At 43.2% G+C, this 21,047-nt stretch carries 18 protein-coding genes; 12 read left to right on the forward strand and 6 right to left on the reverse strand.

The genetic code is table 11. The annotated features are described in order from the left end of the window. The first annotated feature begins 203 nt into the window (after positions 1-203). Complete coding sequence (locus tag MHO32_RS22225; protein ID WP_017818692.1) at positions 204-485, forward strand: DUF2218 domain-containing protein; 282 nt, start codon at positions 204-206, stop codon at positions 483-485. 360 nt (positions 486-845) lie between these two features. Here MHO32_RS22225 and MHO32_RS22230 read toward each other — a convergent pair whose 3' ends face one another. Then, complete coding sequence (locus tag MHO32_RS22230; RefSeq protein WP_005452227.1) at positions 846-1,094, reverse strand: hypothetical protein; 249 nt, start codon at positions 1,092-1,094, stop codon at positions 846-848. A 307-nt stretch (positions 1,095-1,401) separates the two neighbouring features. Between MHO32_RS22230 and pcp the strand changes: the two genes are divergently transcribed. The 5 genes from pcp to MHO32_RS22255 all read left to right on the forward strand — a co-directional run bounded on the left by pcp (position 1,402) and on the right by MHO32_RS22255 (position 6,763). Next, the gene (pcp, locus tag MHO32_RS22235; RefSeq protein ID WP_009696014.1) at positions 1,402-2,040 is read left to right on the forward strand and encodes a pyroglutamyl-peptidase I; all 639 of its coding nucleotides are present in this window, start codon (positions 1,402-1,404) and stop codon (positions 2,038-2,040) included. A 166-nt stretch (positions 2,041-2,206) separates the two neighbouring features. After that, the gene (locus tag MHO32_RS22240; RefSeq protein ID WP_005452225.1) at positions 2,207-2,470 is read left to right on the forward strand and encodes a hypothetical protein; all 264 of its coding nucleotides are present in this window, start codon (positions 2,207-2,209) and stop codon (positions 2,468-2,470) included. A 64-nt stretch (positions 2,471-2,534) separates the two neighbouring features. Then, complete coding sequence (locus MHO32_RS22245; RefSeq protein WP_009696015.1) at positions 2,535-3,521, forward strand: CobW family GTP-binding protein; 987 nt, start codon at positions 2,535-2,537, stop codon at positions 3,519-3,521. Between the two features lie 164 nt (positions 3,522-3,685). Beyond that, on the forward strand, positions 3,686-5,305 hold the full coding sequence (locus MHO32_RS22250; protein ID WP_009696016.1) for a sensor domain-containing diguanylate cyclase: 1,620 nt from the start codon (positions 3,686-3,688) through the stop codon (positions 5,303-5,305). Between the two features lie 165 nt (positions 5,306-5,470). Then, positions 5,471-6,763 carry a DEAD/DEAH box helicase gene (locus MHO32_RS22255; RefSeq protein ID WP_009696017.1) on the forward strand — a complete coding sequence of 431 codons (1,293 nt, stop codon included), beginning with the start codon at positions 5,471-5,473 and terminating at the stop codon, positions 6,761-6,763. Positions 6,764-6,868: 105 nt separating this feature from the next. Here MHO32_RS22255 and MHO32_RS22260 read toward each other — a convergent pair whose 3' ends face one another. The 3 genes from MHO32_RS22260 to MHO32_RS22270 form a co-directional block, all read right to left on the reverse strand. After that, a complete protein-coding gene (locus MHO32_RS22260) occupies positions 6,869-9,985 on the reverse strand; it encodes a polymer-forming cytoskeletal protein (RefSeq protein ID WP_239214056.1) in 3,117 nt (1,038 codons plus the stop codon). Between the two features lie 324 nt (positions 9,986-10,309). Further along, entirely contained in the window at positions 10,310-11,149 is an 840-nt protein-coding gene (locus MHO32_RS22265) for an arginase (RefSeq protein ID WP_009696019.1), read from the reverse strand. Between the two features lie 6 nt (positions 11,150-11,155). Further along, positions 11,156-11,890, reverse strand: a complete 735-nt coding sequence (locus tag MHO32_RS22270) for an IclR family transcriptional regulator (protein ID WP_005452217.1) — start codon at positions 11,888-11,890, stop codon at positions 11,156-11,158. Positions 11,891-12,339: 449 nt separating this feature from the next. Between MHO32_RS22270 and MHO32_RS22275 the strand changes: the two genes are divergently transcribed. Further along, positions 12,340-13,809, forward strand: a complete 1,470-nt coding sequence (locus tag MHO32_RS22275; protein WP_009696021.1) for an EAL domain-containing protein — start codon at positions 12,340-12,342, stop codon at positions 13,807-13,809. 5 nt (positions 13,810-13,814) lie between these two features. Here the strand turns inward: MHO32_RS22275 and modF are convergent, their stop codons facing one another. Next, a complete protein-coding gene (gene modF, locus MHO32_RS22280; RefSeq protein WP_239214059.1) occupies positions 13,815-15,263 on the reverse strand; it encodes a molybdate ABC transporter ATP-binding protein ModF in 1,449 nt (482 codons plus the stop codon). A gap of 366 nt (positions 15,264-15,629) precedes the next feature. On the opposite strand from modF, the gene MHO32_RS22285 reads away from it, so the two are divergent. From MHO32_RS22285 to MHO32_RS22305, 5 genes are all read left to right on the forward strand, one after another. Then, positions 15,630-16,541 carry a DMT family transporter gene (locus tag MHO32_RS22285; protein WP_017190695.1) on the forward strand — a complete coding sequence of 304 codons (912 nt, stop codon included), beginning with the start codon at positions 15,630-15,632 and terminating at the stop codon, positions 16,539-16,541. A 111-nt stretch (positions 16,542-16,652) separates the two neighbouring features. Continuing rightward, on the forward strand, positions 16,653-17,150 hold the full coding sequence (gene tpx / locus MHO32_RS22290) for a thiol peroxidase (RefSeq protein ID WP_239214070.1): 498 nt from the start codon (positions 16,653-16,655) through the stop codon (positions 17,148-17,150). A gap of 1 nt (position 17,151) precedes the next feature. Next, positions 17,152-17,760 (forward strand): thiol peroxidase, encoded by a 609-nt coding sequence (locus MHO32_RS22295; RefSeq protein WP_005452210.1) that lies wholly within the window; start codon positions 17,152-17,154, stop codon positions 17,758-17,760. A gap of 419 nt (positions 17,761-18,179) precedes the next feature. Beyond that, positions 18,180-18,875 (forward strand): response regulator transcription factor, encoded by a 696-nt coding sequence (locus MHO32_RS22300; protein WP_074051389.1) that lies wholly within the window; start codon positions 18,180-18,182, stop codon positions 18,873-18,875. After that, complete coding sequence (locus MHO32_RS22305; RefSeq protein ID WP_239214072.1) at positions 18,872-20,056, forward strand: sensor histidine kinase; 1,185 nt, start codon at positions 18,872-18,874, stop codon at positions 20,054-20,056. The genes MHO32_RS22300 and MHO32_RS22305 overlap by 4 nt, the downstream gene beginning before the upstream one ends. A 581-nt stretch (positions 20,057-20,637) precedes the next feature. Here the strand turns inward: MHO32_RS22305 and MHO32_RS22310 are convergent. After that, entirely contained in the window at positions 20,638-21,042 is a 405-nt protein-coding gene (locus MHO32_RS22310) for a hypothetical protein (protein WP_239214074.1), read from the reverse strand. Positions 21,043-21,047 lie beyond the last annotated feature (5 nt).

Raw genomic sequence — 21,047 nt, forward strand, 5'->3', positions numbered from 1 at the left:
ACTTGGAAAGAGCTAGCTATTACACTGCGTTGTTTTCCTTACTCTCGAATCAATGACAGCGCTCTGAATCCTGCATCTTGAAGTCACTTGGGTATAACAACCTTAGCTATTTGGCTCTCATCAGAGAGCCATTTTTTATTCTGGAGAGCTCGAAAGGTACAGCCTAGCGAGAGAGATTAGTTTATGAAGGGAAGTGTAAACCAATGATCAAAGAAACGACGAAAATCGAAAGCGAGCATGCGAGTAAATACCTCGTCACCTTATGTCGCCATTTTGCTCGCAAGGTACCTGCGACTTGGAATGACGAAAAGGGCTTAGTGACGTTTCCTGTCGGAAGCACGGAATTTAGGTTGGAAGGGGAGTGCCTCTTGGTTATCTGTGAAGCGGAATCTGAAGAATTGTTGGTAAAAGTGAAGGCTGTTGTGGCTTCTCATATCGAGATGTTCTCACGAAGAGAAACAATCGAGCTCACTTGGGTTCGCTAATTAGCCGTTATCTTTTCGTTGATGCCAGAAAAAAGCCCCGCTTAGTCCAAGGCTGTCAAGCGGACTAAACGAGGCAAACAGAGCAACTAGGAACACTGCTCTGCGATGGTGTCCGGAAACGAACATTAGAATCGCTTCCGAGATAAATTCTAGGAGTTTCTTTCGCAGTTTTGTCAGCGAAATGTCACGAGTTAAGTCGTTGGTGGCAAGCTTATTTTTTATTTTTGAACAATAGCTTAGAAACCAAACAGGGCTTGTAGGAATTACCTTAAACCTCTGACAATAGACATAAAAAAGCTCGCTGTTTAAGCGAGCTTTACTGTTTTAGAACCCTCTAAGATTAGAGGTAAAAACATTCGATTAGTGTTTGCGCTGTGGACCGTTACGAACGATGTCTTTACCGTTATCGTAAACGTGCTGAGAAACCCAACGACCAAGGATCAATTGGTGTTTGTCACCCAATACTGCCACAAATGGACGACCATCTGTGTTCGTTGTCGCAAGTGCCACACCGGTTACGCCCTCAAGACCCAGTGCGCCACTTTCAATAAGGTGTAAGAAGGCTTCAAGCTCTTCTAGTGTTTCGATAACTTGATTATCAATGTTCATCGTATTCAATCTCTTCGAATTGTAGATACTCAATGGTCGCGTACTCTACCTAAGTTACGGACAGAAACCAAGAAAGGATTTGTACTAACCAAATGGCTCAAGGGACGAGGAGTAGGGACATGCGAGTGGTTTGAATTCAAGCAAGCAATGGTGAAATCAGGGTGGATCTCAGATTTTCAATCCGAAGCGCAGCGTAATCTTTGGTGGGTGGGAAAAGCGATGTAATAATGCTTCACGTTCTATAGCTAAGCTGTTGTAAATTCATCATCAACAAGTCGTTAAGACCACTACTATGAGACCCGCCACTATGAAGAAAGTTTTGATTACTGGTTTTGAACCCTTTGGTGGGGAATCTATCAACCCTGCCTTAGAGGCCGTAAAGCGCTTAAACGGTAGAAAACTCGATGGGGGTGAAGTGGTAATGTGCCAAGTGCCTGTTACTCGATATGAATCCATTGAAGCAGTGATTGAATCAATAGAACTGCATCAGCCCGATATTGTTATCACAGTTGGTCAAGCGGCAGGACGTACTGCGATTACTCCTGAGCGCGTTGCAATTAATGTGGATGACTTTCGTATTCCGGATAATGGTGGTCATCAACCGATAGATGAACCAGTGATCCCTGATGGTCCGGATGCTTATTTTACGACGTTACCGATTAAGGCGATAACAAGAGCACTGCAACAAGAAAACATTCCATGCCAAGTCTCAAACACGGCAGGGACCTTCGTATGTAATCATCTCTTTTATGGTGTTCAACATTATTTACGCGATAAATCGGTACGTCATGGTTTTGTGCATATCCCACTTTTGCCAGAACAAGATAGCTCGGGCAACCAGCCTACGATGTTACTGGACGTCATTGTTGAAGGGTTGGCGCGATTGGCTCAGGTAGCCATAGATAATGAATCAGATATCGCCGTGACCGCAGGGCAGATTTGCTGACGAGATATCACCGAGCCTCTGTCATTAGGCACATCGCTCGGTGTTCTTGTATCTGTTAAGTTGCTCAAATTTTGTGGGCTATGAAAGGAGTAGCATTGAAGTGACAGATGAAAGAGTTCAACTCATTCATTTCGCTCTCTCGTTTCAATAAAAAAGGCGAACTATCATGAAAAGCAATAGAAGTAAGATCATTGCGCTTTCCTCTGCGGTTGTTTTCGCTTTGGCTATTGCGGCCCTAAAATTCGAAAACACTCTCGGACTGCTTCCTATACTCGTTGCCATTGTGGCGTTCTTTACTTGTGTCATTCATACCAGCATGCATCTATCTGGCGTAGGCAATGCAGATGCGTTTGGTTATTACGAACGATCACAGCAAACTAAAGCAAAAGCGCTTCATCAGGGCTTAAACTCCCGAGATAAAAAGCGTTGAAGCATGTCACATTCTCCGTATACTTTTGGCTAAGCATTAAAGCACAAGCTTGTCGGAGAAAAGCATGTCAAATCGAGTACCTACCAACATACTGACGGGATTTCTTGGCGTCGGTAAAACCACGACTATTCTGAACTTATTGAAAAACAAACCAGAAAACGAAAACTGGGCAGTGTTAGTGAATGAGTTCGGCGAGATTGGTATCGATGGCGCGATGATGACTGACCAGGGCGCAATGATCAAAGAAGTTCCTGGTGGCTGTATGTGTTGTACGGCTGGTGTGCCGATGTCTGTTGGTATTACAGCATTGTTACGCCAAAAACCTGATCGTCTTCTTATTGAACCAACGGGCTTGGGGCATCCAAAGCAAGTCATTGCAACGCTGACTTCTGATCAGTACCTGCCGTATGTTGATTTAAAAGCAACCATCGCGCTGGTGGACCCTCGTAACCTCAGCGTTGAGAAGTACCTATCAAATAAGAACTTCGTCGATCAGCTAGATAGCGCGGATGTGGTTATTGGCAGCAAAGTTGATCTGTGTACCAGCCATGACATTGATGTTTTCAACGATTGGGTGACGGACCAATCGCCTTCAAAAGTGTTCAGCAAACTGATTCATGATGGTGATCTTCCTATTGAAGTGTTGGATATTGAACGCGTGCACGGTAGTGCTTCTTCTCATATCGAAGCTCATCATCATGATCACGCGCATCAAGAGCCACAATTTCAGTTGCCTCCTGGCGAAGCGTTCATCCGTAAAGAAAACAAAGGACAGGGCTATTACAGCTGTGGCTGGTTGTTTGGTGCCGAATACCACTTTAATTTTGATCAATTGTTCTCCATGTTATCGGATCTGACAGCAGAACGTGTTAAAGCGGTTGTTAACACAGACCAAGGTTGTTTCGCGTTTAACGTGGCAAATGGCGTGGTGTCGGTAAACCAAATGAGCCTAGAAGGTTTCGAATCTCGTCTTGAGGTGATCGACTCACAACTAATGCCATGGGACCAGCTCGAAGCGATTCTACTTAAGCTTTGTGGCATCGATAACTGAGCGTTAAGTGCTCAAAATTAAGACCTGAGTATCGACTTGGGTCTTTTTCGATAGAATCTTGTTATTGAGACGATAGAAATTTATTATCGCCGTTGCTCTATATATATGCGACGCGTATCACTATAATCGCCGGTTTTCTCGCGCTATAAGAAACCGGAGATCTCTTGAATCCTACCTTTACCCTCTCGGAACTGAAGTTCTTTTGTTTACGCTTTGTCGCGATTTTCTTTTTGTTAGTTGCCGTATTTGGCGCCATCATTCATTACGACAAATCAGCATCGGAAGAAGCGGCAAAAAGCAATATTCGTGTGCAGCAACAAGCGCTATTAAAAGGCAAGAAACAGTACATTGAGTGGGTGATGGGGTCGGTAGTGAGAGAGACGGCTCTGTTGGCGGATATCATGGCAGCGAGACGAGTTTACGAAACCCTTGAGCTTCCTTCTGAACAAGCGCAACGTGCTGAATTGTCTCGCTTGAATTCGATTCTAGAGGCTGTGAGTCAACGTAAAGAAGTGTATGACCAGCTCCGCTATCTTGATATGCAGGGTAATGAAGTTATCCGAATCAACTTTAATGGTGGTCATTCTGAAGTCGTACCTAAGAAAGAATTACAGAATAAAGCGAAACGCTACTATTTTTCAAAAGCCCTTAAACTTGGATGCCGTAAAATCTATGTATCTCCTCTGGACCTAAATATAGAACACGGACAGATCGAAGTTCCTCTCAAACCAATGATCCGCTTGGCGACGCCAGTATTTGATAAGCAGGGAAACAAGCGAGGGATCGTGGTGGTTAACTACTTAGCCAAGTACTTGATGGAAGGTATGGCGTTGTTCAATCTCGACATGGGTACTAACTACATGCTTTTGAATAAAGACGGCTATTTCCTTTTTAACAAGCAAAACCGAGACGCAGAATTTGCGTTTATGTATTCCGATAGGCAACAAGAGACCGTCTACAATGCTTACCCTGAATTAGCTGCTCAAATCAAGCAAACGCAATCCGGTCAGATTGAGACTGAACATGGCATCATGACCATAGAGTCTGTTGGCGCTGTGGACAGAATTAACCCCTATTGTTTCCAGAATTACCATGTGAGCGAAAACAGCTCAACAGCATGGAAGTTGGTGTCTTATGTTGATTTTGCGAAACGCAAAGAGATCAGTAGTGGCATTTACGAACGTCAATGGTTAATGCAAGTGGGTATGGTTTTGGCTGTCGCTCTGGCGTATTTTATCGCTCGATTCCAGCTACGTGCTTTCTCCGATAATCAACGCATTCATTACCTTGCACACCACGATAGCTTAACAGGATTAGTGAACCGCGCTGCGTTTCAAGAACAAGCGACGCTAACCCTAGCGCGTTGTTTTAAAGAGGGCAAAAAGGCGTGTTTGATCTATCTCGATTTGGATGGCTTTAAGTTCATTAATGATGAATATGGGCATGCTGCAGGGGACAAAACACTGGTTCACATTGCATCGGTAATGCGTCGTGTATTCGGTTCTAGAGCGTTGCTCGCTCGCTTAGGTGGCGATGAGTTCGCCATCCTTTTGAGCAATACCGAACATATGGAAAACCCTGAACATTACGCGGCGTCTCTTATTCATTTAATCCAAGACCCAATCGAAGTGGTAGAAGGTAAGTTCCATCAAGTGACCAGTTCAATAGGTGGCTGCTATTCTTGCGAGCCGGAATGCACGTTTGATGACCTCATGCACCAAGCCGATATGGCGATGTATGAAGCGAAGAAATCGGGGAAAAATCGTTATTTCTTCATTCAGTAAACGAAAGTTGGGCATAAAATAAAGAGTACCGAATCGAAACTCGCGTGATTCCATGAGTTTTTACGTGAACGCATGAGAAAAGTGAGATAAATCACTCGAATTCGGGTATAGTGCACCGCTAAAATTTTTAAAGCTATTTAGTGATTTGTTTAAGGAATACGCTCAATGTCATTTTCATCTCAAGGTTTTGCGCCAGAAGTGGTAAAAGCACTGGCAGAATGCGGTTATGAGAAGTTAACGCCAATTCAACAGAAGGCGATTCCAATGGCTCGTAAAGGTCATGATATTTTTGCCACTGCACAGACGGGTACGGGCAAAACTGCCGCGTTCTCGTTACCTATGATTCAACAGTTGTTGGAATCTGGTCGTAGTGCATCTCGTAAAACGGCACGTGCGCTTATCATGGCTCCAACTCGCGAGCTAGCAGAGCAAATCGCAGATAACATCAAAGCGTACACTAAGTATACAGAGCTATCGGTTGCTGCGATCTTTGGTGGTCGCAAGATGTCTTCTCAAATTTCTGCATTAGAGCGCGGTGTCGACATTTTGGTGGCGACGCCAGGTCGTCTTGAAGAGCACATCGAACAAGGTAATGTGTCAGTAGCGAACATCGAGTTTCTTGTGTTTGATGAGGCAGACCGTATCTTGGACATGGGCTTTATCCATGCGGTACGTAAGATCATGCTGGATGTGGATACTGACCCACAAATCATGATGTTCTCAGCAACGACGTCTAGTCAACTAAACCTATTGGCGAGAGACATTCTGCGCAAGCCAAAACGTATCGAAGTAGAGCGTGCGAACACGACTGCACAGACGGTTGCGCACGTCCTTTACCCAGTGGATCAAGAACGTAAAACAGAACTGCTTTCTGAGTTAATTGGTCGTAAAAACTGGAAGCAAGTATTGGTGTTCGTGAACTACAAAGAAACAGCGAACGATGTAGTAAAAGAGCTTAAGCTTGATGGCATTAAAGCGGTTGTTTGTCATGGTGACCGTGCGCAAAGTGCTCGTCGTCGTGCGCTAGAAGAATTCAAAACGGGCAAAGCTCGTGTAATGGTCGCAACGGATGTTGCAGCGCGTGGTTTGGATATTGAAGATCTACCACACGTTGTGAACTACGATATGCCATTCCTAGCGGAAGATTACGTTCATCGCATCGGTCGTACAGGTCGTGCTGGTAAGCAAGGTCACGCCGTTTCGTTTGTTAACCGCGAAGAAGAGCTAACGGTAGTACAGGTTGAAAACCTTATTCAACAGCGTATTCGCCGTATCGAACTTGCAGGTTACGAACCAAAACAACGTGAAACGTACATTGAGAAGCTAAACTCAAAACCAGCTTTCAAGAACCGCCAAGGTCGTCGTAACAACCCGAACCAATCGGCAACAGACCAAGGTTCAGCTGAACGTCGTCTAGCAATGGTAAAACGTTTGAAAGCACGTCGCTCTTCTAACTAACTTCAGAATATAAAAAACGCCCCTCATGACGAGGGGCGTTTTTGTTTGTGTTTATACTCACGAAACCTAACCATCACCTCGGTGATTTGGGGAAATACAAACGGTTTAATTCATACCAATGAAGTTCGGTTCTCCGCGGTAGATAATGCGGTCATTCCCTCTATGAATCCCGAAGGTGACCACAGTGGGTGGGTTGTCTTCGGCTTTGCTCTTCTTATCCCAATTGTATTTAAGCCAAGGTAAGTTGTTTCCCTTGTCGCTTAAGTCTAAGTGGAATCGAACTTGCTCTCGCGCGGAATCGACTTGGCTGGCTACGATATCGTAGGTTCTGCCAGCCAGCATGGTGCCTTCACCAGATAACTTAGTGTTGTCAGGATCAGAGTTGGACCAAATTGGCGTGCGTGAATGATGCTGTCCATTTGCCGTGGTCGCGCTGTCGTCAAAGTGGGTAACAAAGCGTCCGTTGTGCCAAACTTCGACATCCAGTGGGACTTTTATGGTCATGCCTTGGTTGCCCCCGACATCTTTAAAGTTGAGTCTACCAAAGCGAATATCTGGCTGCTCTTTCAGAATATGAGTGTCGTCAATGAAGTGAATTTCGTCGACTGGCTTGATGAAAGCCAAACCTATTTTTGTCTTGGTTGTTGTATTGTCTTTTACTTTGTTGAATGGTCCGTCTGGATAGCGTCCATCGGTTTCATCTTTCTTCCAGCAAGGACTGTTCTCGCAAGTCGCATGGTTCGCTGGTTTAACAATAGTGAAAGTTCCAACGCTTGCTCCTGCCTCTAGGTTCCATACCGCGCTGTTTGCTGCTGGTGGAATAAATCGGTTCGTATAGTCACTGAGTTCCCCAAGGTAAAAACTCTCGCGTAAAGCGGGATTAAAATGCACGTAGTTTTCGATGTTTTTCTCCTTGGCGTTAAGGGCCACAACATCATAGGTAACTTGCTCAAATGGCTGGTTCATATAGATGAAGTCTTGCTTCTCAGGGTATTGCCATTCTGCATCTTTTGCCTCGAAGTATTTGGCATAGAAGCGACCGATATTTCGGTAGCCTGTGTTCACTGTCATTCCCAGATAGGTAGTATCGAGCTGCGCTTTAATTTTTAAGCTGCCGACTTCGTCCCAAACTAGCTGAGAGAAGTAATAGCGTGAGTTTTCACTCTCGGTATGGCTCAGTTTTAGGGTATTTGAACTGCGCAGTAAGGTATGAGTCTGCTCGGCAGTTGCCTTTGGTGTTTGCTGTGAACTGGTAAGGACGATGCTGGCCGCAGGAGCATCCTCCATCATAAAGTTACTCGTTACTCTGGCGTTACAGTAATTCGAGGTATTTACTTCATCCGTATGCAGCGCTTTGTTTTGCCAAACGATGGGTTTTACTGAAAGAGAAAAGTAGTCTCCCGCCGCGATGAAACCCTCTCCACTTTCTGATGTACCTGAGGCAAGTGGGGTAGAGCCGTCACAGATAGCCAAAGTCCAAGGACGAGAACTAACGTTGAAATGCCCTGTGACTGGGACTGAGCCACTACTTGGACAGTCTTTATAATCAGCGCATTGAAAACTATCCGATAATTCGACTCTAAATTGCCCTGATTCATAGGTTTTCAACTTCGACTCTTCTGATTCACCATTCTTAAAGTCGTTTAAAAGCTTAAAATCACCGAACTTGCCACTTTTAGGTTGTGTAATTGTTGGATTAACTGTGGGTGACCCATTGTAATTGGAAGCGATAACGGGTTGATCTCCAGAGGTACACGCGAGCAATCTCATGTGTACATCTTTCTCCTTACCCGCAATGACTTTGATATCATCCAGAGACTCCCCAGACATGACCGAGTAAGCTTCAAACATGAAAGGCGTAAACATGAACTTTACGTCTTGAGTTTTGTTAGTGTCGTCGAGCAGAGAGAAGGTTAGGCTATAGCTTGCATCCAGTGCGATTGAGTCTATGTCTTTCGGGATGACCTTAATGATCAGTGTTCCTTCATCGTTTGAAATAAAGGTGTTTTCGTCAACTTCGGTTTTGCCTTCGACCATTTGCAGCGAAAACAATTTTGGATCAGATAACGCAGCGACAACTTTTGCACTCGCAGCTTCCCCTTTGTTTGTTGTTTTTACGGTAAAAACCGGTAAATCGTCACCGCACATTAATGCCATATCATCTGTCGGTGAGACGATAAGGTCATAATCGTCATCAGTTGGTGGTGTAATATCGCAGATTGGTATCTCTTCTGGTATCGGACACAACTTAGATACTTGGTTGCTGTATGTACAATCTGCATCGTCAAAGCCGCAGTAGTTTGCAGGAACCGTATCAATCGCAACTGCAGAGTAAACAAAGCCACATATTGAGGTATCTTGCAGTGTGGTTTTTTGAAATGAGTTTATTGCTAATTTAGGCGCGTAAACGTTACTTATGGCATCGATGGTGACTTTGTTACCTTTAACGCTATTGGTTAGGTTGTTGGTACCAAAGATATCGATATTCTTAAAGTCGACTGTTGCAAATGCACTCGTATTGCCAACAATTTGGCTCCGACCGCCTTCTGAAAAGATGTGTTGACCTTCTGAGTTTAAATCTCCGCAGACTTTTGCTTGAACTAGCTTGATATTGCCGGCGCTCTTCAGGTTGCCATTGACCACGCTGTCTTTCGCCAATAGAGATGTGTCTAACATGTTCGAGCTCGAAGAACCGGCATAGACGTCACCATCTACCTGAGTTTGTTCAAGTTCTACTTTTCGAAGAGCATAAATGTCGCCAAACACAAAGTTGGATTGTCCTTTGATTAAAATACTGCCACCGGCACTTTCGACATGACCAAAAACAATCGTATCTTTGATAGAAAGCAGACCATGCGAGGTTAAATTACCGACTATCTTGCTTGGTTCTCCAGTATTTTCGACGATGATCTCAAAGTCCCCACCTTCGGTCTTGATATTAATGGGCGTTGCTTCAGAGCCAATATTGTTTTTCCCTTTGAGCTCAACATTGCCGTGAGCAACGATCGTTGCAGTTTGAGGGGTAGGATTTGAGTTGGTGATGTGAGCACCTTCAGGGATGCTAATGGAACTAGAGCAGGTGTAGAGGTTTCCTTGCACTGTGAATCCATCACCCGCACAAATTTCGTTCAACGTTGGAATATCGGCAAGATCATAAACTTTTGCCTCAGCCATCGCGGGTAAGAGTAATGCTGTACTTAAAATGCTAATAAAGCGCATCATCAAGTGTCCTAAATTTAGTGGAACTTAATGGCACCAAGCGAGAGTGAGCAATGGACTCACAGAGAATGATTCAACGACTTGTACTATTTTTTATTTAACGCTTACTTATTGAACTGTGGTTATTTTTTATTTCGTATGTTGTTCCAAGTTCATATGATGAGTATTAAAACTTGAATGTGATCTTAGTTCAAGATGTGGAGCTGAACTGTGTCGCACTTTTGACGTAATAAATTGTTAAAAAATAATAAGAAAGGGTGATTTTTGTACGAAGTGCAGCAGAGCCAACGAATGGTCATTGGCTCTCAGTTTCAGTAGGCAAAGATATTAGGCTGCGTGATCAATTAAAGGTGCCATTTGGTACAGCTCTTCAAGGATCGCTTTGGTTTGTTTTGAGTATACAAGTCTATCTCGATCGCCGACTAACTGAATGGCTTTTACTTTGCCAGATACCAAGCACAAACGAATGGTGCGTAACACCATTTGAATATCGAGAGCTGGTGTTCCATCAAGGCTGTTTTTGGTCAGTAGTGATGCCAAATCAATCGAGACAATCACTTGATTGCAGTGATCTAAGTAGTTACCCATTTGTTGTTTTAGATGGTTGCGGTGACGAAAGCAGAACTCTCGGTCGGTTACCCAGTCACAGCCTTGGTCTTCTGCATATTCCCATACTTCTTGTTTGGTATCTTGCTCACTAGAGCCTGCAAAGAACAATCGCACGTTTTGGTAACGGGATAACGCAAAATGGAACGCAGACCCAACACGAGGCTCAAGTGTTGGGTTTAAATTCATTTTATGACCAATGTGAATAATGCCCACTTCGTCATCATCACAAACGACAACGGGCAGCATAGATAGCACTGCTTCTGTGCAATTGGACAACACAACGGGAACGGAATGACGAGAAAGAGATAAGCTCAGTGCTTCTTGAAAATCACCAGTCTCGATTTGATGATGGGAAAAGTGCCCAAGGTTGGCTGCTGAGCCTTGATCATGTTGCTGATATAGCCAATCGCTGGCATTTTCTAAGCTTTGATCAGCTAATTCAAACGTTCCGCGGCTCATCGGGGCTAAATGTTCACATACCGTCATAAATGAAAAAGGGTAGTGATGAATTGGCTTGTCAGCTCGATGAAATTTGTAACGTTTGAAAAAGCTCAACATGATGAATTACCTTTCTGGCGGCAACGCCCTCGCTGCCTGCAACACATGCAAAATGATACGCTGCTTATCCTTTTCGACTCGGTGAGCCGGAGCCATGACCGAGACGGCGCCAATCAATTTACTTCCTTTCATGACTGGTGCACTGATGCCAGAGACACCAGGATCGATTTCTGATGTACTGACAGCGTATCCGTTCTTACGAATGGTGCTGAGTTCCTGTTCCCACTCGTTGAGACGATGATCTTGACCAAAGTGGCGTAAGATCTTTTCACAACGACTTTGAGGCATGAAAGCCAGCATCACCTTAGATGAGGCGCCACGAAGCAATGGTTGACTTTGACCCTGGACGTAGCTGCATCGAAGCGCCTGCATACTCTCTTTTTGTCTGACACAAAGCGCACGATAACCAGATGGCACCATATAAGCTGCCATTTCGCCGGTTTGCTGAACCAAACGAGCAAGGATGGTTTCTACCATGTCCAAACCGTGTTGAGCGGTCTCATAGCTGTGCATTAACAGCAAGGCGGCAGGACCAACCACAAATGTTTTGTCGTGCACGCTTTCCTCTATCAAGTTCCACTCTTTGAGGAGCTTTAAGTGTCTATAAAGACTGCTTAAAGGCACATTCAGTTGTTCACTGAGTGTTTTCGCAGAGACTGGGAATGGACTAACTGCGACTTGCATTAGCAATTGCAGCGCCTTTTCGTTGACTTGGTTAGCGTTGGCTTTGTTTGTCGTCATGAGTGTGTTGTAACGTGATAATGAGTATGCAACAACTATAATTCTTAGTTGCTGAGAAAAGGAAAATAATTAGAAGTGGATATTCTCATACAGTGAGAAAATGGCATATTAATATTTTAGAGGTAAATTGGCAGCCCTTGTTTGATGGTTACTGTTCTTTAGAGATAGCGAAAGCCAACCGGATTTTGAGTGAACAACCAAACGCAAATTTTATGTGAATTCCTCTTCACGCATCGTACCTGAGTAAAGAAACCTGATAACCTCTGTCTCGCAAATGAGCCACATATCAATAAGTTATTGTTATATTTGCCACTTTGAGTCTTGTTAACCATACTCAATCAGTGGAAGTGCTTTCAGTGGGGTGAATGAAACGTTGTTTCTAACTTGCTGATAAATGAAGAGTAATCGTTTGATATTACTAATTCTGATTGAAAAAAGGCATCTTTTTGATGATAAATAAAGAGCTTTTGAAAAAAGCCGTTATCTACATGCTCCCGCTGCCATTGATTGTTGCGGAGGTGTTTTATTTAGCAAACCAAAGCATTCAGAGAAACCTCGATCATATATTGGATAAAAATGTCCAAGTGGCGGACGAGATCCTCTCTCAGATCAAGACCGAAAATAGGACGGCACTGATTAACCCTGAGCGTTGTGAAGCCCTGCAACAGAACCTGATGTTCGAACGTGACATTGATGAAATGCTCATTGTGAAGGGGGATCAAATAGTGTGCTCGTCAAAACAAGGCGCGATGTCTCGACCTTTGACCGATTACACGCATATTTATAGCAACGGGCAATTGTCTTTCGGTCATCTTAAAGGTTACGAAGAACAGGTTCTTTTTCTGATCACCAAAAGTGAAAAGCGTCCGGAATATAAAGCGATTACTGTCGTTGATCGCGATTATTTTGGCGTCACTGTTGGTTATCGTAACGATGTACGTCTGAAGCGGTCTGCGATGTTTGTTGGAGGAGCGTCGGCACCTAAAAACGCTTCAAAGCACGGACAGAATGCGGTGTCATTAGCCCATTCAAACGAGTTTAATTACGACGCACTGATAGAGGCGAGTGATATCTATGTCGATCAAAAACTGCTTTCCTACGCAATCTCTGCGGTACCTATTTTGTTGGTGTTCTACTTACTCATTGTCGTTATTCATCGTTTTGTTGACCCACAACGTAGTCTGGTTTCCGAACTAAGAAAGGCATTAAAACGCCAAGATCTTTTGCTTTATTACCAACCACAATATGACGCGACAACAGGGCATGCATTTGGTTATGAAGCGTTGATTCGTTGGCCTCACAAATTAAGAGGCTTTATATCACCCGATGAGTTCATTCCTGCGGCAGAAAGCAATGGGTTAGTCGAATCGCTGACCGATTACGTTCTCGAAAAAGTGTCGAACGATTTCTCTAAAGTTAAGTTTGAAACGCCAATTCATTTGGGAGTGAATGTGCCTCCTGGATACCTCGTTGGTTCTCAGGTAATAAGAAAGATCGAGAATATTCATCGCAAGCTCAAAACAAACAATGTCGAATTGAGTATAGAAATCACTGAAAGGCAGTTGATTGATGACAGTGCGAGAAAACACATTGCTGCGCTGCGAGTGCATGGTATACCAGTCCTGATAGATGATTTTGGTACTGGTCAGACAGCCTTAGCAGTCCTTCAGCATATGAAGGTAGACTATTTAAAAATAGATAAGTGTTTTATTGATACTATTGGCATCGATAGCGTGAACTCGACAGTGCTCAACGCTATCGTAAGGCTTGCGGGTGATCTGAACGTAGATCTTATTGCTGAAGGGGTAGAAACAGAGGAACAAGCTGCCCACTTAAGATCGCTGGGCGTAACCCTTCATCAAGGGTACTTGTATGCCAAACCACTCCCTTACGCAGAAGTGGTCGGCAATGCGAAGTAGGCGTCTTATTCGATGTGCCCTTTGTAACATTGAGCCGTTTGATCAAACTTAAACTCAAGATAATTCTGAATGCTGTCTAAGCCATCTTCTTGATAATGGGAAACGTAGAGAAGCTGGCTTAGGTGCTCTTTGGCGATCAGCTCTAAGGTGTTCTTTACTAGCACTCGTCCTAAGTAGTCCAGACCTTGGTAGGGTTCGTCCAAAATCAGCAGGGTAGGCTGTTTTACAATCGCTCTAGCAATCAAAAGTAAGCGTTGTTGTCCGTATTCCAATTGTTTAAACGACGTTTTCTCATACTGCGTCATGTGGAGAATCGTTAGCCATTCTTTGGCTATGCTGATTTCTTTTTTACTTGGTTGTGAATAAAGACCTATTGAGTCATAGAAGCCGGACAGAATCACCTCCAAGGCACTGCAGTTGACTCGGTACTGAAGATGTAACGCCGAAGAAACCATGCCAATGTGTTGTTTGATTTCCCAAATAGTTTCTCCGGTGCCACGCTTCTTACCAAAGATATGGATATCGTTGCTATAGCATTGCGGATGGTCGCCAAATATCAGCCCTAACAACGTGCTTTTACCGCAGCCATTTGGTCCCTTTACTTGCCAATGCTGACCTTTATCTATACGCCAGTTTAAATCAGTAAAAATGGTCTTTTCGGTGTATTCCACCTTACCGTTTTTTAGCTCGAAGATTGGGTTATCGAAGTGCGTTGAATGCTGGTGTTGGCGAATCAACGTCATCATCTCTTCGCTTTGCTTCTCGGACTGGGATTTTATTTGCGCGATGATAGGGTGCTGATCCCAACTTTGTTTGTCCATGGTGCTGTCAAGTTTGCCACCGCTGAACAGCGCAATGCGTTCTATCCAGTCAGGCATGTCAGATTCACGGGAGAAGGTAATCAGCATTTGTACTGATTGAGACAATGTTTGAATATAAGCCGCTAGTGAAGCACGGTGCGCGACGTCTAAACCAGTGAATGGGTTATCTAACAACACTAAGTCAGGCTTTGCTGCAAGCGCTCTAGCAAGCATTACGCGTCGTGTTTCACCCGTTGAAAGCACTCGAAATCCGCTTTCGGTTAAATGAGATAGGTCGAGGTCTTCAATGAGTGCTCGAGTTAAGTTGTCATCTTGGCTGATCTCAAAAATCAATCGATAAACTGAACTACCTTGGTCAATACGATCAAGAAAGTCTGTATCGTCTTTTTCGATCTCTAACTCCAACAACCTTTGCTGTTCAGAAAGAGATACTTGCGCGATATGGTAACCTTCGAGCTTCAATTCGCCAGTTTCTGGCTTGATTTCTCCGCACAGTAGGTCGCCAAGCATTGAGCCAATATCGCCTTCAGAGCTAAAAATTCCCCAAGATTGTCCGGCGTCAATCTGCCAATCGTCGATAGAGAGAGTAGAAGTGTTTTCCTTTGCAGTAAGCTGATGAAATTGAATCGGCATTGTGTCTTTCTTCCATGATTTATTGTCGTTTTGTTTGTTATACCAAGCTTACTCTTTCTAATGCCAATGTTTTGCTACGAGAAAAGCCCGTTTATTGGGGGAAATGTGACCTCAAAAGTAGATGCGTATTATCAGTCTTGTTGAGTATTGAGGCTGACAATTCCTTACCCGCACTTACACACCCCGGATTGAATGTTAAAAATGTTATCACTATGGTGACCCTCATTCGGAACCTGGAAGCCAACGTGGACGCTAATGTGCTCCTTAAACCTGACAGTTCTGATAAACGTTACCTAAGTTCTCCTAGATAGGCGGCGATATTTAGTGACGAAAATTTCTTTTCAAGTTTATATAACGAGTTTCAAGATGTTCAAAAACAAATTAACAATATTATTGTTTTTTTCGGTTTGCATAATTTGGGGTACGACCTGGTTTGCTATGGAAGTAGCCGTATCGACGATTCCTCCTTTATTTGCGACGGGAATGCGCTTTCTTATTGCTTGCCCCATTCTAATTTTCTTGGCAAGACTATTAAACCAACCATTGTTATTTCCAAGAGGTAAAGAACACTGGGTTATTGTGGTCTCTATTTTTTATTTTGCTATCCCATTTACCTTAATGATTGCGGGCGAGATGTTTATCTCCTCTGGATTAGCTTCTATTATCTTTGCCAACATGCCTATTGCGGTCATGATGACATCAATGATATTTCTTGGGCTTCGCTTAGCAGCGCATCAGATATTTGGTGTATTTGCAGCAGTTGTGAGTTTGTGTGTGATTTTGTCGAATGAACTTGCTATCGGAGGAGAGACAATCATTCTTGGTTCCGTTGCGCTGATCACTGCGGTACTGATTCATGCGGTGATGTATGTGGTGGTGCAAAAGTATTGTGCTGATATTCAAGTCATTACCTACAACGCCACACCAAGTTTTATTGCTGCGCTGTTGCTTTTAATCAGCTCATTCCTGTTTGAAAAGCCAAATACCTTGGTGTTTTCTACCCAATCTATGTTGGCTGTTGGCTACCTTGGCGTGTTTGCAAGTGTCGGTGGTATTGTGGCTTACTTTAAACTAGGTAAAGTATCTTCTCCTTTCGTCGCTTCACTGTGTTTTCTAATATTTCCTTTAGTAGCCCTTTCTATCAACGCTCATATGACCGGTAAAGTAATATCGGACCATTCTTTATTCATGTTAATTCCATTGCTCATTGGTGTTCTATTAACCAAGTTGGAATTAAAGGGTCGTGCCCTAAACGCACAGATTCAATCTAATAGTTAGTCTATCACTTACATTTGCTTAGTTTGATTTGTTTTGAACGAGAGTATTATTTCTCCGCGATAAAAATATCGCTCACATAATTAAAATTATTAAATACTTAAAGAGGAAATCATGTCGGTAACTTTTCAAGGAAATCCAGTTCGTATCACAGGCTCTTTCCCGCAAGTCGGTCAGAAAGCGCCTAGCTTTACTTTATGCTCAGCAGAACTTAACGATTTTCCGTTAGAAAGCTTAAGCGGTAAAAAAGTTGTACTCCATATTTTCCCGAGTATTGATACACCAGTATGTGCGACTAGTGTTCGTACTTTTAACCAGAAGCTAGCGAAAAAGGAAATTGAGATTCTTAACATCTCAGCGGATTTACCTTTTGCAACAGGGCGTTTTTGTGGTGCAGAAGGCATCGATATTGCGCAAACTGCTTCTTTCTTCCGCTCCCCTTCGTTCACTCAGAGCTACGGCGTGAACATTAGCGAAGGTGCCCTTAAAGGCTTGGCATCTCGTGCGGTTGTCGTCATTGATGAGTCGGGAGTCGTACTTTATAGCGAGTTGGTTAAAGAAATCACTGAGGAACCAAACTACGACGCAGTGATGAAGGCTTTGGGGTACTAGGATGAAATTGGCTACATTATTACTTACCGCTTTAGCTTCTGGTTCCGCGTTGGCTCAATTTATGACAAGCACTGACCACGCAAAGTTGGGGGCAGGTGAGATTGTCACACTCGAGAAAGAGAACACATTCAACCTGATTGGTGAGTCAGTAAAAGTTGGGCAATATATGCCTTCCGCTACTTTACTGACGTCAGAACTGAATTCATACGATACCAGTGCTAAATCTGACAAAGTTAAGATTTATAGCGTGCTTGCTTCTGTCGATACACCAGTTTGCGTTCAACAAGCAATAGAGTTGTCAAAATACATCTCTGCGCACCAAAGTGAGCTTCAGGGCATTGAGTTTTATGCAGTGAGCGCAGATACGCCTTTTGCTCAGCAACGCTTTATAAAAGCCCATTCTCTTAAGAATGCTACTTACCTTTCAGACGCGGCTGAGCATGAGTTTGGTTTAAAAACGGGCTCTCAAATTAAAGAGCTAGGTTTGCTAACCCGAAGCATTGTAGTCACGGATAAAGACAATAAAATATTATTCGTACAACGCGTCCCTGAACTAACGACCATTCCAGATCTAGAAGCAGCGATCAACATCGCGAAACAACACATCTAGTTTTTGCTCTTCTGTTGGTTACTTGGCAAAGGAATGCCAAGTTTCTTTAAAACTCTCAAATTAATTTTTCTGTAAATTCAGCATCTTCTCTCAATATCGAGCGCTTTTTCGTCGTGTGCTTACATTCGCTTAAAGAAAGTGAGACCTCACCTCTATACACTGCGCGGCAACCGCTGTTAGTCAATACAAGTAACAAATATGGCTTATACCCAAGCCACCTTGAGATGCTAGGTTCAGCGAGAATGACTTGGTTTGTAGACGCGGCAGTGATTCAAAGGTTTAGTGAGCTTAAATTAAGAATCGGCAACAAAGTATCCAAGCCAATACTCTGAATCCTCATCTTGAAGTCACGTAGGTATATATACTTTAAGTCATGACTTTTGAGTTTTAACCGAACGATAAATTTGGAGAACCATTCCATGCCAAACGTCATTATCGTAGAAGATGATCAGCAGTTGAGAGACATGCTGTGTTACTTTCTTTCTACTGTAGAGGGCTATGAGGTCAGTTGCCTTACGTCTGGTGAGAATGCCGCAGAACACATTGTGGAATTAAATCCTGAGCTAGTGTTACTCGATATTCAACTCCCTCATACGTCGGGGCTTTGCGTACTCAAGTCGTTGAGAGAGCAGGGGCATCACTACCCAGTAATTATGATGACTGCCAATGACAATGAAATCACAGAAACCAATGCTTTAGCACTAGGGGCGAATGATTACATTACCAAACCCATACGCACTAATGCTTTGCGAGAGCGAATCAAAAGACAAATCACACTAGCGAGGCACTATTCTCACGAGGTGCCAAGTATCGATGAACGCCCTTTTATACTTGAAAGAAAGGCGACATGTTTGCTCTACGAGCAGGTAAAGATTCCTTTAACACCTTCAGAGTTTGAGCTGTTAGAAATTCTGTCTAAAGAGAGCCGACCGATTCCAGTACATGAATTATTTGAACAAATTCATGGCTTTTCTTATCACTGTGAAGATCGTTCGGTCTACATGCGAATTTCTTCTATCCGCAAAAAGCTAGCGTCGTTTCTTCCAGATATAGACTTGGTTAAAAACCGCCGCACGAAAGGTTTCTATTTGAACTATCCGGTTGTTGTAAGATGAAAACTTTTATCCTACAAATCTTTGCATCACTGCTGTTGGGGTATGCAGTCAGTGCAGGTCTGTCTAAACTGTTTATTCAAGATTACAAAAATGCATTAGAAGAGGCGTTTAACTTTCATCGTGTGGAGTTGGTTCTGAATGGTTTTGAGTCTCGTCTTCCCTTGGAAGAACAGAAAGATGCGATTTGGTTGTTTCAATGTGATGTCGCGACTGGTGAGCTACAACGCGTAGATGAAGATGAATACTCGCTGACGAGAAAATATCAAGATCGCCATATTCGAGCGACCTTTAATAGTACCGCTTATCAGAATGATCCCATCATCAAAAAGCTGATGTGGGTTGAGTTGGCTGAAGACTTAATTCAGATTCTATGCACTTTACTGGTACTGGTTGTTTCACTGAGAACGTGGACGAATGGCATTCAGTCTCTCCAGTATCTATCGAGTCGTTATGCCAAAGGTGATTTTAAGGCAAGAACCGATGTCGTTGGTCCGGAGGCGATCAAAACACTTATCAATAATCAACATCAGATGGCACAAGCTATCGACTCTTTGATAACAAGGCAAAAAATGATCTTTGCCGCTCTGCCTCATGATATACGAACTCCACTTTCTGCTATTCAACTTACGAGCGACATGATGGAAGAGGGAGGTGTGGACAATACCTTCTTGGTGAATCGTTTAGGGGCTCAGGTAAACAGCCTAAATACTCTGTGTGAATCGAGCTTACATCTACTTAAAATCTTGAACAAAGAAGTCCCTTTACAACGAGAGTTCATCAGTTTTCAAGCTATTTTAGATCTTGCGTTAGAGGCTCAGGGATGTGAGCGACAAATCAAACGTGTGAACACACAGCAACTTGTATTTACCGACAAGAGGGTGCTTAAAGTATTGCTACTCAACATTCTCTCGAACGCGAGTCGTTACAGTCATTCTGAAATTGAAGTTGTATTTATGGCTTATCCAAACGTTGACGTTGTAAAGATCAGTGATGATGGCGATGGTTTTGAACCAGCCACGATTGAGGCTTTCAATAGTGGCAAGGTTAACGACGTTTCACCCAAAGATGGCTTTGGTATTGGTATGTTACTTATTTACGAGCTAGCGAATTACCTGAATGGGCGAGTTCTACTCTCTAACACCGCCGTAGGTGGGCAAGTCATATTGATCATGAATCGCTGAATCGCAGGGAGTCTCGAATCTCTTCCCTAGCTGTCACACGGCGAATATGCCGGAGTTCGGGGACGCCTAGTTTGGGTTTGCATTCAAGGAGGGATTTAGTTTAATCCCTTTAAATCACTGAAATACGAAAAAGCCCGCTAATTTCTTAGCGGGCTTTTTACTGGAATGTGGCGGAGTGCTGGGGGCGCACACGACTAGGGATATAGAAATCCCGTAATTTTCCAAATGTTAAAACGACGAAAGCTCGTTGATTTCTCAACGAGCTTTCTAAATATGGCGGAGAGATAGGGATTTGAACGCTACGCCTAAAAATCAAATTTGCTTATTTTACAAGGTGTTACCTAGAATTCTAGAAAATCAATTTGTTGGTCTGTCTAGTACAAATTAAAGCCGATTTCATGGTTTAACGTCAAGATTTATTAGATTGTTATGTTAGTAAGTTAATAATTTACTGAACTAACTTACTAACTTTACCCTTCGGACTGAGTAACTGGCACATTTGGACAGAACTGAGGTAGGGATTCTCCTATCTCAGCTTTTGGTCTAAGGAAAGACAATCTAAAGACATTAATATCTCTATTCTATTGCTCTGAGTGCTTACGTTTGGTTAGAAAAACCCAAGCGAAGAACAACATAAACACGAAGTCATTTAATCCATAAATGCTGTAGAAGATGCCTGCAAATAGGTCTTGTTCATATACTGCACCAAGGCTATTACCCTGAATCCACTGTAACCAAACAAACACATATACAAGTTTCTCGATAGTGAATGCGCCCGCTAACCATTTAACACCAGATGTGATTGAGGCAGCGCCAAGATAAGCTAATCCCCAGATAACAATCATTAATAAGCCGAAGTTTGACATAACCATAGGATCAAACTCACTAATCACTGGGTTGTTAAATCCACGAGAGAAAATCAGTACCCCCCCGATATTCATCATCGCAGCAACTATAAAACCTAATTTAACAGTATCGTATCTCATTATTT

Source organism: Vibrio sp. MMH1-50 (genome assembly GCF_022347645.1).
GTDB lineage: Bacteria > Pseudomonadota > Gammaproteobacteria > Enterobacterales > Vibrionaceae > Vibrio > Vibrio harveyi.